This is a genomic window from Streptomyces sp. NPDC031121 (assembly GCF_055570615.1).
The window spans coordinates 29,962-44,350 of sequence record NZ_JBVIGV010000011.1 but is presented as its reverse complement, the minus strand read 5'-3'; the positions used below and the strand labels follow the sequence as shown (position 1 = coordinate 44,350).

The window sequence follows — 14,389 nt, the reverse complement described above, 5'->3', positions numbered from 1 at the left end:
CCCCTTCGGAGCCGGAAGGCTGGCCTCCCGTGTCGTCGAGTCGGTCAAATGGCTGAATGTTGAACTATTGGCCGACAAGCGCACTACGGTTGCGGAGGTTGCTGTTCCACCGAGAGGAAACCCCTCATGAGCACTGCCGAAGCGCCGAGAACCGCCTGCATCCTCACCGGCTACCGCCCCGAGGACGGCTTCCTGGCCGCCGAACTGAACCCGCCCCCCGCCGAGTACGTCTGGCACGACAGGGACGCCGAGCAGCAGGAGCAGCGGTACGGCCCGGGGGTGGGATACCAGCAGTGGCTCGCCGTCGACGCGCGCACCGGCGCGGTCTGGTTCGGCGACGTCGACTGGCGGGCTCCGCGCGAGGACGTGGAGGACCGGCTGCCCGGCGTCCCGCGCAAGGCGCTCGGCGACGGCATGCTGCCGGCCCCCGGCGTGCTGGTGCAGCTCCTGAGCCACATGACGCACGACGAGCAACACGGCTGCTCCTGGCGCTTCTTCACCGCCGCGGAACTCCACGAGCTCGCGCTCGGCGTACTGCCGGCCGTTCAGCGGCTCGTCGACTCGATCCACCGGACGGGGCCGGAGGGTGATCCGGAGTGGTCCGCCGAAGCGGCCACCGCCTGGGACGACATCGAGCGGGTCGCCACCCACACCTTCCGCGCTTCCGAGGACGTGGTGTGGCCCAGGCTCCGCATGTCCCCGGTCCCCGCCTGGCGGGTCGAGGTCGGCGCCCTGCTTGACAGCAACCCCGACCTGTGCGACCCCGCCTGGGAGGCGGCCACCGACGCGGAGCTCGACGCCTACGCGGACTACCGGCCCGAATCGGGCTACGGCGGCGTTCCGGGGCGCGTCTGCCGCGCGGCCGACCGGCAGATCGAGGACGGCTTCACCTTCTACGGCCACCGCGCCGCCCTGTACGCCCACCGCGCCCGCGCCTGTGGCGACCGTACTCCGACGGACGCCCGCACCTGGCTGGAGGCGACGGAGGCCGGCAGGAGCGCCTGGGAGGCGGCGAAACCCCTCGGGGCCACCCTCGCCGACGTGCCGGACTGCGTCCTGTCGCTTCTGGCCGAGGAGTTCCAGGGCGCCGCGCAGGAGGAGGGGCTGGCCCTGATGGGTTTGTCCGCCTACCTGTGGCGGCTGCGCGCCGAGGAGCGGGCTGCCGTCGACCGGCAACTCGTCCGCGAGGGCGAGGAGGTCGAACGCATCGAGCACATGCTGCGGGAGTGCCGCGCCGCGCGGAACCGCACCGTGACGCGGGTCCTGGCGTGGTCAGACGGGCGCAGCGACGAGGAGATAGCGCGCCTGGCCTCCACGTCCGCGGACCTCGTCGGCGACTGGCGGGCCCGCCTGGGCGAGGAGTCCCCCCTGGACGCAGAGGCCTGATCCCGCAGCACCGGCAAGCGGAACGGGTTCCGGCGGACCCTTGACAGCCCGGCTCGGCAGCCCGCAAGATCAGCCCGTGAACCTGTCAGACAGCCAGACAGGTGGGGAGAGGCCGCGGCGCGTGAGCGCGATGGAAGCGGTCTTCGGCCACCTGCGCAACGCCATCGAGCGCGGCGAGTACGCGGTGGGCGACAAGCTCCCCTCGGAAGCCGAACTGTGCCGCACCCTCGAAGTCAGCCGGCCCGTTCTGCGGGAAGCGCTCCGCGCCCTGCAGGCCATGGGTCTGACCGTGTCGAAGACCGGCAAGGGGACCTTCGTCGTGGCGAACACGGTCGAGGACCCGACCTTCGGCGACTACGCCGCCAGCGACCTGCTCGAAGTGCGCCGGCACGTCGAGATCCCGGTCGCCGGGTACGCCGCGCTGCGCCGCACCCCGGAGGACCTGGACCACCTGGCCCACCTGCTCGACCGGATGGAGCAGGAGACCGACACCACGGCCTGGGTGGCCCTCGACACCGTCTTCCACCTGGCGGTCGCCGAGGCCTCCCGGAACCCGGTCTTCCGCCGGGTCATCGAGGAGATCCGCGACGCACTGGCACGCCAGTCGACCTTCCTCAACGAGCTGGGCGGCCGCCGCGAGCAGTCCAACCGCGAGCACCGGGCGATCTTCGAGGCGCTGATCGACGGCTGCGAACCGGACGCGGTCGAGGCCATGTCCCACCACCTCCACCGGGTCGAGACGACCCTCACCGACATCGTGCACCCCAAGCGCACCAACAGCCCCAGAGAAGGGGGACCCGAGGCGTGAGCGAGCAGTTCCTCAAAGACGAGAAGCGCCCGTCCACCCGTCACGTCGACGCCGGGGACACCGGCTACAGCAAGTCCTTGCAGCCCCGGCACGTCAACATGATCGCCATCGGCGGCGCGATAGGCACCGGGCTCTTCCTCGGCGCGGGGGGCCGGCTCGCCGAAGCCGGGCCCTCGCTGTTCATCGCCTACGCCGTCTGCGGCGTCTTCGCCTTCCTCGTCGTCCGCGCGCTCGGCGAACTCGTCCTGTACCGGCCGTCCTCCGGCGCCTTCGTCTCCTACGCCCGCGAGTTCCTCGGCGAGAAGGGGGCCTACACCGCCGGCTGGATGTACTTCCTCAACTGGGCCACCACCGGAATCGCCGACATCACGGCCGTAGCCGTGTACACGCACTACTGGGGCATGTTCTCCGACGTCCCGCAGTGGGCGATCGCCCTCATCGCGCTGACCGTGGTCCTCTCCGTGAACCTCATCTCCGTGAAGATCTTCGGGGAGCTGGAGTTCTGGTTCGCGATCGTCAAGGTCGGCGCCCTGGCCCTCTTCATGGCCCTCGGCATCTTCCTCCTGGCCACCCGCCACCCCGTCGACGGCGTCGTCCCCGGCCCCTCCCTGATCACCGACAACGGCGGGATCTTTCCCAACGGCCTGCTGCCCATGCTGCTGATCGTCCAGGGCGTCGTCTTCGCCTACGCCTCCGTCGAACTGGTCGGCGTCACGGCAGGCGAGACCGAGAACCCCGAGAAGATCATGCCCAAGGCGATCAACTCGATCATGTGGCGCGTGGGCCTCTTCTACGTCGGCTCGGTCGTCCTGCTGTCGATGCTGATGCCGTGGAACGGCTACAGCGCCGACCAGAGCCCGTTCGTGACCGTGCTCTCCCGCATCGGCGTGCCGGCCGCCGGCGGCGTGATGAACCTGGTCGTCCTCACCGCGGCGATGTCCTCGCTCAACTCCGGCCTCTACTCCACCGGCCGCATCCTGCGCTCGATGGCCGCCAACGGCTCCGCCCCCCGCTTCACCGCCCGCATGAGCCGCACCCAGGTGCCCTACGGCGGCATCCTGCTCACCAGCGGCGTGTGCGTCCTCGGCGTCGGCCTCAACTTCGTCGTGCCCGACGACGCGTTCGAGATCGTCCTCAACCTCGCCGCCCTCGGCATCCTCTCCACCTGGGGCATGATCATGATCTGCCACCTGCTCTTCTGGCGGAAGACCCGTGCCGGCGAACTCACCCGCCCCGACTACCGCCTCCCCGGCTCCCCGTGGACCCAGCTCATCACCCTGGCCTTCCTCGCCTCCGTGCTGGTCCTCATGTACGCCGACGGCGGTGCGGGACGCACGACCGTGCTGTGCGTGCCCCTGATCGCCGGAGCGCTGGTCGCCGGCTGGTACGCGATCCGCGGCCGCCTCTCCCGCGCCGCCGCCGTCAAGAGCAGCCGCTGACCGGACGGCGCCCCTGCACGATCCGCGGCCGCCGGCACGCCGCCGCCGAAGCCTCCGCACACCCCCCACCCCCGGCCGAACCCGCACCCGTCGAAGGAGCCACAGATGCGCAGCGCCACCCCCGCTGACGCGCCCGCCATACGGGAGCCCCTGCACGAACCCGTCGCCCACGTCACCCGGGGCGGCCTGATCGAAGGCGTGCACTACGGCTCCCTCGTCGTCCTCGGCCGCTGCGGCGAGGTCCGCTTCGCCCTCGGCGACACCGAGGCGGCCTGCTACCCCCGCTCGGCCCTCAAGCCCGTCCAGGCCGCCGCCATGGTGCGGGCCGGCCTGCCCCTCGACGGCGCCCTGCTCTCCCTCGCCATGGGCAGCCACTCCGGCGAGGAACGCCACCTCGCCGGGGTCCGGCGGATCCTCACCCTGGCCGGCGCCACCGAGGAGGACCTGGGCAACGTCCCGGACCTGCCCTACGACCCGGCCGTCCGCGACACCTGGACGCGGCAGGGGCGCCCGCCCTCCCGGCTCGCCCAGAACTGCTCAGGCAAGCACGCCGCCATGCTGTACACCTGCAGACTGGCCGGCTGGCCCCTGGAGACCTACCTCGACCCCGCCCACCCGCTCCAGAGGGCCATCGCCGGTACCGTCGAGGACCTCACCGGGCAGCGCACCGCCCATGTCACCGTCGACGGCTGCGGCTCCCCGCTGTTCGCGGTCTCCCTGCACGGCCTGGCCCGCGCCGCCGCCCGCATCGCCACCGCGGCGCCGGGCACGGCCGAGCACCGGGTCGCCGACGCCCTGCGCGGCCACCCGGAGATGGCCTCCGGCGCCGGGCGGGACGTCGCCGAGCTGATGCGCACCGTACCCGGGCTGATCGCCAAGGACGGCTTCGAGGGCGTCCAGGTCGCCGCCCTCCCCGACGGCCGGGCCGTGGCCGTCAAGATCGCCGACGGAGCGAACCGCGCACGCATCCCCGTGACGGCCGCGGCCCTGGCCCTGGCCGGGGCCGACCCGCGGCTGCTCACCCGGTTCACGGAGCAGCCCGTCACCGGCGGCGGCCGCCCGCTCGGCGCCGTACAGCCCGTCCCGGCACTGGCCCCGGCGGCCGCCCCCGCCCCCGCCCGACCGCACTCCCTGCCGTAACCCGGCCCACCCCCTCAGGAACAGGACCCGCACACCCATGCCCGCCGCCACCCGAAGCGAACACGACCTGCTCGGAGACCGCGACGTCCCCGCAGACGCCTACTGGGGCGTCCACACCCTGCGCGCCACCGAGAACTTCCCCATCACCGGCACCCCCATATCCGCGAACCCCCACCTCATCGACGCGCTCGCCGCCGTCAAGGAGGCCGCCGCCCTCGCCAACGAGGAACTCGGCCTGCTGGCGCCCGCGAAGGCCGCCGCGATCACCGCCGCCTGCCGGGAGATCCGCAGCGGGAAGCTGCACGACCAGTTCGTCGTCGACGTCATCCAGGGCGGCGCCGGCACCTCGACCAACATGAACGCCAACGAGGTCGTCGCCAACCGGGCGCTCGAACTCCTCGGCCACCCCAAGGGCGCATACCGGCACCTGCACCCCAACGAGGACGTCAACCTCGGCCAGTCCACCAACGACGTCTACCCGACCGCCGTCCGCATCGCCACCGCCTCCGCGGTGCACGGCCTCCTCGAAGCCATGGCCGTCCTCCAGGAGGCCTTCGCCCGCAAGGCCGTCGAGTTCCGCGACATCCTGAAGATGGGCCGCACCCAGCTCCAGGACGCCGTGCCGATGACGCTCGGGCAGGAGTTCTCCGCGTTCGCCGTCATGCTCGACGAGGACCGCAGCCGCCTCGCGGAAGCCGTGGAGCTGATCCACGAGATCAACCTCGGCGCCACCGCGATCGGCACCGGCCTCAACGCCCCCGCCGGCTACGCCGAGACGGCCCGCCGCCACCTCGCCGACATCACCGGCCTGCCCCTGGTCACCGCGGCCAACCTGGTCGAAGCCACACAGGACTGCGGCGCGTTCGTCCAGATGTCGGGCGTACTCAAGCGCATCGCCGTCAAGCTCTCCAAGACGTGCAACGACCTGCGCCTGCTCTCCTCGGGCCCGCGCGCCGGCCTCGGCGAGATCAACCTGCCGCCGGTCCAGGCCGGCTCCAGCATCATGCCCGGCAAGGTCAACCCGGTGATCCCCGAGGTCGTCAACCAGGTCGCCTTCGAGGTGATCGGCAACGACGTCGCCATCACCATGGCCGCGGAGGCGGGCCAGCTCCAGCTCAACGCCTTCGAACCGATCATCCTGCACTCGCTCTCCGAGTCCGTCGCGCACCTCCGCGCGGCCTGCCTCACCCTCGCGGAGCGCTGCGTGGACGGCATCACCGCCAACACCGAGGTGCTGCGCGCGACCGTCGAGAACTCGATCGGCCTGGTCACCGCCCTCAACCCGCACATCGGGTACACCGCCGCCACCGGCATCGCCAAGGAGGCCCTCGCCACCGGCCGCGGCGTCGCCGAACTCGTCCTGGAGCAGGGCCTGCTCCCGCCCGAGCGGCTCGCCGCCCTCCTGCGCCCCGAGGCGATCGCGGGACAGCGCGCGGACTCGGCCTGACACCACGGCCGGCTACCGCCGGACCCGCGGTGGCGGCGCGGTGGCAGAGGGCTTCGACCACCCCAGGCAGGTGTCGTCCTCCAACCGGTCCCCGGCGTACCGGGCGACCACCGCGTCGAGGGTCCGGCGGGCGTCGCCGCCCGCGCACTCCGCGAGGTGCTCCCGCAAGGAGCCGATGCCCGCCTCGATGTCCTCACCGCGCCGCTCGACCAGCCCGTCGGTGCAGAGCAGCAGGCGGTCGCCCGGCTCCAGCGGCACGTCGGCCGTCGCGGACGCCTCGCCCGGCAGCAGCCCCGGCAGCGGCCCCCGGTGCCGGGTGTCCAGCAGGGCGGACCGGGGCCGGGCGGTGAGCCGCGGAGGCCGTCCGAGCCTTCGTGCGCCGGGCGCTCCGACGCGACGCTGCCGGGATTGACACACCCAACTCCCGTACCTGTACGGTCTCTTGTCCATTCGATAGTGCGCGCTGTCCGGTCAGGAGAGTGCGGCTGAACACGGGGGGTCGTCCGTTGGTTTCCAAGATTCGTGTCGTGCTGGGCATGCTCGTGCTCGGAGCGCTGGCCGCCGGCGCCATCGCCCTGCTCGTGGCCGTGGAAGCCGCTGCCGTCTGGTTCAAGATCGTCCCGCTGGGCATCCTCAGCGTCGGCGCGGTGGCCGCCCACTCACTCGGATGGTTCAACAAGAAGACCGGTGCCTGACCTGGCGCTCTGACACTGCTCAAGGGGCCCCCGAGGAACTGCCTCCTGCCACGGGCGGCACAAGGCGGCTCGTCTCAGCCGACGGCCCAGCCGACCGGCAGCCGCCGGGGCGGGACGGCGGCATCCGGTTCACCGGCTGCTGCGGTCCCGCGCCCGCAGCAGCGCCGGGCCCGACCTCGCTCGAGCACGCTCGCGTACGAGGAACCTCCCCCGGCGTGGCGGACGTCCGCGCGGGCCAGGCGCCGGCCCTGTCCGACCGGCCGGTCAGTCGTCCCCGCCGCCGAGGAGGCCGGAGGTCTCGTAGCGCAGCGCCTCCGGTACGGCGGCGTCGACGGCGGCGACGGCGGGCCCGATCTTCGCCCACAGCTCCGGCACCACCGGGACGAGACAGCCGCGGGAGCCGAACACCACGCGGCCCGCGCCCCGCATCTCGACGCCCACCACCTCGTCGAAAGGCACATGGTGCACATCATGGTCGGCGTCGTGGCACCACAGTCCCGAAGGCCCCACGCCCAGCCGCGCCGCACGGGCGGCGGAAGAGACGGTCCGCTTCAGCAGCGACGGCTTGAAAACCCGCACGTCGGGCGGGAGCACCCCCGTCGTGGAGCAGCGCTCCAAGGCGAGGGGGGCGCCGTCGAGCCGCTGCAACCGCACCTCCACATCGCAGGGGACGACGAGCAGGGCGGTGGCGAGCGCAGCGGTGAACGCCTGACGCGCCCGTTCCGGAGTGACCTCCGCGAGGGCGTCCAGCCGGGTCTGCGCGTCCTGGTAGTCGAGGCCGAGCAGCAGGCACGCGGCCGCTTCGCCGAGTTCCGACGGCGTCGACCGCGGGTCGAGCCAGGCCTCGCGGAAACCGGCCAGCTCCTCAGCGAGTTCCTCCTCGGTGACTCCGGTGCTCGCCATCCGCAGGGCCTCCTGCCACAGCAGCTCGGCCACGCGCTCTTCCTGGCCTTCCCGGGCATCCAGACACAGGGTGTACTCGCCGTGCCCGGCGCCGGTGGCGATACGGCCGCCGCCCACCTCGTACGACAAGCCCTCCTGGTGCCGTGCCCGCTGCCGGAGCCGTTCCTGCAGCACGGCATGGGCGAGGACCAGCGCCGGGTCGTCGAGGTCGCCGTGGAGGGCCAGACCGGGGCCGGGTACTTCGGCCCGGAACCAGCCCGGCCCCGCCTTCACCACCGGCTGCGGCTTGCCGCGCTCGGGCCGCGGGCCGCCGGGCAGCGGCAGGCGCAGCCCCTCCGGCGGCGGGCCGGTCAGCACCAGGACGGCGTTGCCCGCATGGAAGTAGCGGGCGGCGACGTCACGGACGGCCTCGGCGGGGATCCGGTCGGGCCCCGGCCCGTCCCAGGAAGCCAGTCCGGCGCCGACCGTGCCGTACCGGAACGACAGCAGTTCCGCGCTGGTCGGATCGGCAACCCCGGCGCCCTCGGCAGCCAGCACACCGGCCTCGCGCTCCATCCGCTCCAGAGGCAGCGCGGACAGTGCCTCGCACACCCGGGCCAGGAACTCCGTCACCTGCACGGCACTCCCCGACACGGTGAAATCCGTGAGGGCGAGCGAGACCGACGCGTTGTGCTCGTGGTGGAGCCGGGGCAGCGTACTCATCGCCAGGTGCTCGACGAGATGCGTCACGCCCAGGTGCCTGAACGTCTCGTCGTTCACCCCACACCCGAATATGAGGGCGGCCTCAAGAGGTCCGGGAGCCTCCGCCCACAGAACGGGCACGTCATCGATCACGTCACGCTGCATGGCCGGATCATACGTTCGACCCCCACAGCGCCCGCCGCCCCCCGCCTCTTCCGCCTCCACCCCTGAACAGACACCTTGACCTGCGCAGAATCCGTCGCGGCCACCGCGGCCGCCAACCCCCACCTGCCGACCACAGCCATGCACCAGCTACTCGCCCTCGCAGGCCTGTGATGCGCGCGCCCACCATGTCTGGCTGAATCGCCGAGCGTCCGTCTCGGCGGGCGGTCCTGCCAGAGTCCAAAGGACGTCGCCGGCCAGCCCCCGCGCCAACCGATGAAACGGGCTCTACGGCTCGGAGCAGCGGCCGGCAGGAGCGGGCAGCCGGTGCCTTGCCACAGCCACCCGGCCATCTGGTGCTGTTTACGGCCGGCGATCGGGAGCAAGAGAGCGGTCACGACCAATCCGGTACAGCAACGAGGAGGTCCCCGATGTCGGGCACGGAGAAGAGCAAGGCGCACGCCGAGCAGGCCAAGGGCAAGGTCAAGGAGACCGTCGGCCGGGCCGTCGGCAACGAGCGGATGACCGCAGAGGGTCAGGCTGATCAGGCCAAGGGCCACGCCCGCCACGCCAAGGAAGACGTGAAGGACACCTTCCGCCGCTGACTGCTGTCCCGCGCCTGGGCCCCGACCTCCTCCCCCTGGGTCGGGGCCCAGGCGCGTCCTCCGCGGCGTCCACGTGAGGGGAAGGTGACGACGAAGAAGCCGGATACCGCGGCTGCGGTGCCGAGCACGAGCAGCAGGTGCAATCTGCCAGTGCCCGCCGGGCACGCTCGGTTCCGGGGCTGGCCGGCTGACCCCGCGCCTGCGCGGGAGCGAGCCGTCCCCGCCCCCGCGCCTCGGGGCGCGCCTGACCGCCGGCAAGCCGGATCCTGAGCGGGACGTTCACAAGCTCACGGTCAGCAGGACTGCGACGGCCTGCGGCAGCGGCGCCACGAGTCCTGCCCAACGGCACACTCCGGCTGCGGCCGGGCGCTGAACGGTCACCGTACTCAGGTCAGCTTGTCACCGTACTCATGGTGCAGGTGCTCAGCGCGCGTGGCAGGAAGTGCAGGCGCGGCTGAGGCCGAAGCATTCGTCTGCAAGGCGCAGGCGGTCTGGCAGGCGTACTCGGTACGCGCCCCCGCTTCCCGCGGTGAACCGGCACCCGGCTGCGGCCGGGCCCCGGCTGTCGAAAACGTGTGTGCGGCCGGCCGGGCGGTCTGGGATCATGCGCGGATGGCCCACCCTCTCGAATCCCTGGTCATCCGGCACACCCACCGCCTCCCGGCCCCCTCCGGGCCGGTCGGGCAAGGCGGCGCCGCCGCGCGGCAGTTCGACGCAGCGCTGATGTCCGTGGGTTTCAAGCTCTCGGGCGAACTGCTGGAGCGCCTCTCGTGCCTGGCCGAGGAGACCGTCCTCGACACCGCGTCACGCACCCTCGACACCGTTCGCGCGATGGTCGGTGACCACGTCCGGCACAACGTCTACTTCGTCGACTTCCCCGCCAACGTGCCGGACACCCTCGACTTCTGGATGCAGTGCATCCGCGAGGCGCTCGACGGCGACGCCTCCCGGGCCGGCACCCTCGACCAGCTCCGGTCCGGTGTCGTCGACCTGCTGACCCTCCCGACGTACGGCACCTACCGGCACACCTACGAAGAGATGCTCACCGCGCACGACGAACTGATCGCCGCCGCCGGGGACCGCATGACGGTCCTGCACGCGGGCAGCACCCCCGAAGCCGAGGCCACCGCCCTGTACCTGGCCCTGGCGGGCAGTGCCGCGCCGCTCGGCGAGGACGGCCTGCGCGACCTCGCGGTGCTCGCCGGGCACTGCGCCGACGGCCCGCAGCCCGCTCAGATCCCGGTCCGGGAGAACCGCGCCGTCGTCAACCGTGCCCGCCTCGACCGCGGCGCGGACCTCCTGCTGGACACCGTCACCGACGCCCTGCGCCTGGCCTGCGCCCTGTCGGACGGCGACGTGTCCCTCGCCGAACCGACCCGCTTCCGGCCGCTGCCCCGGCCGGTCCGGCGGGCCCTCCTCGCCGGCCTCGACGCGGTCGTCGCCGCGTCCCCCGCCAAGCTTGCCGACGTCACCGCGCACCGCGAGGCGTTCAAGCGCCTCGGCGAGCGCCTCCACCCGCACGAGTACCCGCGCTGGCCGCACGCCGCCGACGTGTTCGCCGTCGCCCGCGGCGAGAAGGAGGCCCGTACCCTCGACAGCCGCGTCGAGGAACTGCTCGGCGCCGACGACGTCACGGGCGCGGCACGGCTGCTGGCATCCGCCGCCCCGGGCAAGCTGCTGCGCTCCCTGGACCGCCTGCTGCGCGCCTGCCCCGGGCAGGCGGAGCGCGACGCGGTCGCGGCCGCCGCCGAGGAGGCGGTCCCGCAGGTCTCCGGCCGCGTCCTGCTGTCGGTACGCGAACACTTCCACAACCGCATCCGGGAGCGGATACCGCGCCCGCGCCGCTTCTTCGTCAACCGCGGGGGCCGCGCCTGGGTCACTGCGGACACCCGCCCGCCCGTTCCGGAGCCCGAGGCCAAGCGCCTCGTCGCGGCCCTTGATGCCGAGACGCGGCGCCGGCTCCCCGAGCCGGGGCACCTGCTGGTCGACCCCGCCGTCCTCGACGTCGCGCTGCCGCTCAGCGGCAAGGCGACGGCCGCCGGGCTCGGCGTACTCCCGCGCGGCTCCGTCTCCCCCGTCGACGGGGAACTGCTGCGGTTCTTCGTCCACTGGCGGCAGGCGCAGCGCAGCACCGACTTCGACCTGTCGGCGCTCATGCTGGACCGGTCGTACGAAACGCTGACCTGGCTGTCGTACACGGCCCTGCAGGACATCGAAGGCGAGCACTCCGGCGACATCACCGACGCCCGCGCGCCCGACGGCGCCTCGGAGTTCATCAACCTGCGCCTGGACGCCGTACGCGGCGACTTCATCGTCCCGCAGGTCAACATCTTCTCCGGGGAGGGCTTCGAGGAGGTCGCCGAGTCGTTCTTCGGCTTCATGCTGCGCGACGCCGATCAGAGGGGCCGCCCCTTCGAGCCCCGCACGGTCCGCATGAAGTCGCAGATGCGGGGGACGGGCAGGGTCGCCCTGCCGCTGGTGTTCCTGCGCGGGGACGACGGCAGGTGGCGCGCCAAGTGGCTGCACCTGTACCTGAAGGGAAGCCCGACCGCCAACCGGGTGGAGGGGAACAGGGTGTCGGTCGCCACCCTGGTGCGCGGCATCGTCGAACGCGACCAGCTGACGGTCCGGCACCTGATCGGCCTGATGGCCGACGGGGCCACGGCCACCACGTGGTGGGACGGCACGCAGCCCCCGAACGGCCCGGTCACGTACATCGGCCTGGAGCGCCCGGAAGGACTCCACCCGCAGTCAGTGGTGATCACCCCGGAAAACCTGCGCGCACTGATCCCGGCCTGACTGCTACCGTTGGCCCCGGCGAGGCCATGGGCGGACTTCCTTCTCACCACTCCACTGAACTAGTCCCCCCGCTTTCCTCGCCGTCGACGACGAAGCCGGGATGCCTGCGGGCACCCCGGCTTCGCGGCTTCCCGCCCCATGCCCGACGGCGCCGGCGAGGCCGGGGCCCCCGCGCGATCGGGGGCGCACCGCCCCGCCAAACGACCCGCCGATCTCCAGCCCTTCTCCGGTCCGCTGCTGCCGCAGCCGGCCGGCCTGCGCTCTACGCGGCCGGGCCGGCGCCGTCCCCGTCCCCGGCCCGGCGGTCAGGCTGTGTCGGCTTCCGCGCGGGTGCGGATGCGTCCGGTTCGTTCGAGCCGGGACAGCCGCCGGTGTTCCCGGGAGGCCCAGCGCCGGACGCGGTCGGGTTCGAGGGGGGTGCCGTGCCCGACGTGGAGCCGGGTCGGGTTCAGGGCGAGCATCTTCCGCAGGCTGGCGAGGTTGAGCAGCGGGTCGTCGTGGAAGGGAGGGTTGGCCGGCCGGCCCTGGACGAGACCGAAGAAGGAGTTGGCGATCAGGTCGCCGGCGACGAGGTCTCCTTCCCCGGTGAGGACCGAGATCGATCCGGCGGTGTGTCCGGGGGTGGGCATGATGCGTGCTGTGACGCCGAAGTCCTCCAGGTCGGTTTCGCCGGTCACGAGTACCCCGGGTTCGAACGGTTCGACCTTCAGGTGCAGGTTCTTGTGCCGGGCCATGAGGCGGCCCATCGGACCGGTGGGCAGGTAGGGTTCGCGGGCCCGTCCGGCGCGGAAGGGACCGAGGTCGGCGACGTGCCCCGCCACCGGTGCCCCGGTCAGGCGGTGCAGCTCGGCGGCGGCGCCGAAGTGGTCGATGTGGCCGTGCGTGACGATGATCAGGGATACGTCGGCGGGGTCCACCCCGTGTGCGGCGACCTGGTCGTGGATCCTGCGGCCGCTGCCGGGCGTCCCCGCGTCCACGATGACGGGCCGGCGGCCCAGCAGCAGGTACGCGTTGACGGTGTGCCGGCCCATGACCGGGATCGGTATGACCTTGGTTCGGGACACGCTGTTCTCCTTGGGCATGGCGGTCTTCCGCCGCGCGGTGGTCCGCGGGCGGTCGGTGGGCTTCGGGTCTAGCGGAAGCGGCGCCGGTATTCGGCGGGGGTGGTGCCGAGGCGGCGGCGGAAGGAACGGTGCAGGCTCTCCACGGAGCCGAGGCCGCTGAGGGAGGCGATCTCGGCCAGGCCGTGGCTGCTGTCCTGGAGCAGCCGGCGGGCTGCCTCCAGCCGGACGGATTCGACGTAGGCGGCCGGGGTGACGCCGGTGCGGCGGAGGAACAGCCGGGAGAAGTGGCGCACGCTCACGTGCAGCCGCCCTGCCAGGGCCTGGGCGGAGAGGTCCTCGGTGAGGTGTTCGCCGATCCAGACGCGCAGGTCGTCGATCCGGTCGCCGGGGTCGGCCGGGACCGTCAGCGGCACACTGAACTGGCTCTGTCCACCGGCGCGTTTGACGTACATGACCATTGTGCGGGCGGTGGCCAGGGCGAGTTCGGGTCCGTGGTCCTCGGTGACCATGGCCAGCGCCATGTCCATTCCCGAGGCGATGCCGGCGCAGGTCCACAGACGGCCTTCCCGGACGAAGATCGGGTCCGGATCGACCGTGACACTCGGGTGGTCCGCGGCCAGCCTCGCTGCGGTACGCCAGTGGGTGGTGGCGGACAGCCCGTCCAGCAGGCCCGCCGCGGCCAGCAGGTGCGCGCCCGAGCAGACGGAGGCGACCCGGGGGGTACCGGGCGCCGCCTCACGCAGCCAGTCGATGATCCCGCCGTCGAGCACCGGCTCCACCCCGGTGCCGTCCACGCGGACGGCACCGGACACGAGGAGGGTGTCCACGTCGCCGTGCACCTGGTCCAGCGTCAGGTCGGCCATCAGCCGGATCCCGCTCGCGGTGGCCACCGGTTCGCCGGCCGCGGTCGCGATGCGGACGGTGTACCCGGGCCGAGCGGTGCCGGCGACCCGGGTGGCCATCGAGAACACCTCGGCGGGACCGGTGACGTTGAGCAGGTCGACGCCGGGGAAGGCGGCGATGACGACCCTGTGCGGTGGGAGCATGTGCCGATCATTTCGCCCCGCTGCGACGGCCGCAATGACCATGTTCTGTCACATCCGGACATGCCCGTCTGGCCGGGCTCCGGCACCGGAGGGTGGACCGCGCAGGGCCGGGTGAGCTCTCGCCGTACGCCGATCCGAAGTCCGACGCGGAGACGCCCGGGTCCGGCCGATGCGGAAGCTTTCGAACCCGCACCGAAGCCCGCCCTGTCGGCAC

Annotated in this window: 12 protein-coding genes; 8 read left to right on the top strand and 4 right to left on the bottom strand. The window is 72.6% G+C overall.

What is annotated here, in order from left to right:
• The first annotated feature begins 126 nt into the window (after positions 1-126).
• From ACZ462_RS21415 to aspA, 5 genes are all read left to right on the top strand, one after another.
• Positions 127-1,386 carry a hypothetical protein gene (locus tag ACZ462_RS21415; RefSeq protein WP_467802951.1) on the top strand — a complete coding sequence of 420 codons (1,260 nt, stop codon included), beginning with the start codon at positions 127-129 and terminating at the stop codon, positions 1,384-1,386.
• Between the two features lie 130 nt (positions 1,387-1,516).
• Positions 1,517-2,194, top strand: a complete 678-nt coding sequence (locus ACZ462_RS21410; RefSeq protein ID WP_467803256.1) for a FadR/GntR family transcriptional regulator — start codon at positions 1,517-1,519, stop codon at positions 2,192-2,194.
• The gene (locus ACZ462_RS21405) at positions 2,191-3,633 is read left to right on the top strand and encodes an amino acid permease (RefSeq protein WP_467802950.1); all 1,443 of its coding nucleotides are present in this window, start codon (positions 2,191-2,193) and stop codon (positions 3,631-3,633) included. Before ACZ462_RS21410 ends, ACZ462_RS21405 begins: the two co-directional genes overlap by 4 nt.
• Positions 3,634-3,738: 105 nt before the next feature.
• The gene (locus tag ACZ462_RS21400) at positions 3,739-4,773 is read left to right on the top strand and encodes an asparaginase (RefSeq protein WP_467802949.1); all 1,035 of its coding nucleotides are present in this window, start codon (positions 3,739-3,741) and stop codon (positions 4,771-4,773) included.
• A 37-nt stretch (positions 4,774-4,810) separates the two neighbouring features.
• Entirely contained in the window at positions 4,811-6,220 is a 1,410-nt protein-coding gene (gene aspA, locus ACZ462_RS21395; RefSeq protein WP_467802948.1) for an aspartate ammonia-lyase, read from the top strand.
• 12 nt (positions 6,221-6,232) lie between these two features.
• Here aspA and ACZ462_RS21390 read toward each other — a convergent pair whose 3' ends face one another.
• Positions 6,233-6,670, bottom strand: coding sequence for a SpoIIE family protein phosphatase (locus ACZ462_RS21390; protein ID WP_467802947.1), 438 nt, complete (start codon positions 6,668-6,670; stop codon positions 6,233-6,235).
• Positions 6,671-6,747: 77 nt separating this feature from the next.
• Here ACZ462_RS21390 and ACZ462_RS21385 point away from each other — a divergent pair, with 77 nt between their 5' ends.
• Complete coding sequence (locus ACZ462_RS21385) at positions 6,748-6,915, top strand: hypothetical protein (protein ID WP_467803268.1); 168 nt, start codon at positions 6,748-6,750, stop codon at positions 6,913-6,915.
• A gap of 264 nt (positions 6,916-7,179) precedes the next feature.
• Here the strand turns inward: ACZ462_RS21385 and ACZ462_RS21380 are convergent, their stop codons facing one another.
• Entirely contained in the window at positions 7,180-8,577 is a 1,398-nt protein-coding gene (locus ACZ462_RS21380) for an insulinase family protein (RefSeq protein ID WP_467802946.1), read from the bottom strand.
• A 515-nt stretch (positions 8,578-9,092) separates the two neighbouring features.
• On the opposite strand from ACZ462_RS21380, the gene ACZ462_RS21375 reads away from it, so the two are divergent.
• Together ACZ462_RS21375 and ACZ462_RS21370 are read left to right on the top strand one after the other, a co-directional pair.
• A complete protein-coding gene (locus ACZ462_RS21375; protein WP_467802945.1) occupies positions 9,093-9,266 on the top strand; it encodes a CsbD family protein in 174 nt (57 codons plus the stop codon).
• 612 nt (positions 9,267-9,878) lie between these two features.
• Entirely contained in the window at positions 9,879-12,065 is a 2,187-nt protein-coding gene (locus ACZ462_RS21370; RefSeq protein WP_467802943.1) for a hypothetical protein, read from the top strand.
• 305 nt (positions 12,066-12,370) lie between these two features.
• Here ACZ462_RS21370 and ACZ462_RS21365 read toward each other — a convergent pair whose 3' ends face one another.
• Complete coding sequence (locus tag ACZ462_RS21365; RefSeq protein ID WP_467802942.1) at positions 12,371-13,129, bottom strand: MBL fold metallo-hydrolase; 759 nt, start codon at positions 13,127-13,129, stop codon at positions 12,371-12,373.
• Positions 13,130-13,197: 68 nt separating this feature from the next.
• The gene (locus ACZ462_RS21360; RefSeq protein ID WP_467802941.1) at positions 13,198-14,175 is read right to left on the bottom strand and encodes a GlxA family transcriptional regulator; all 978 of its coding nucleotides are present in this window, start codon (positions 14,173-14,175) and stop codon (positions 13,198-13,200) included.
• Between the last annotated feature and the right edge of the window lie 214 nt (positions 14,176-14,389).

Excerpts from the sequence above, each read along its gene's own strand:
- ACZ462_RS21415 (WP_467802951.1), top strand. The coding sequence starts at position 127 with ATGAGCACTGCCGAAGCGCCGAGAACCGCCTGCATCCTCACCGGCTAC.
- ACZ462_RS21410 (WP_467803256.1), top strand. The coding sequence starts at position 1,517 with ATGGAAGCGGTCTTCGGCCACCTGCGCAACGCCATCGAGCGCGGCGAG.
- ACZ462_RS21400 (WP_467802949.1), top strand. The coding sequence starts at position 3,739 with ATGCGCAGCGCCACCCCCGCTGACGCGCCCGCCATACGGGAGCCCCTG.
- aspA (WP_467802948.1), top strand. The coding sequence starts at position 4,811 with ATGCCCGCCGCCACCCGAAGCGAACACGACCTGCTCGGAGACCGCGAC.
- ACZ462_RS21390 (WP_467802947.1), bottom strand. The coding sequence starts at position 6,670 with ATGGACAAGAGACCGTACAGGTACGGGAGTTGGGTGTGTCAATCCCGG.
- ACZ462_RS21375 (WP_467802945.1), top strand. The coding sequence starts at position 9,093 with ATGTCGGGCACGGAGAAGAGCAAGGCGCACGCCGAGCAGGCCAAGGGC.
- ACZ462_RS21370 (WP_467802943.1), top strand. The coding sequence starts at position 9,879 with ATGGCCCACCCTCTCGAATCCCTGGTCATCCGGCACACCCACCGCCTC.
- ACZ462_RS21360 (WP_467802941.1), bottom strand. The coding sequence starts at position 14,175 with ATGCTCCCACCGCACAGGGTCGTCATCGCCGCCTTCCCCGGCGTCGAC.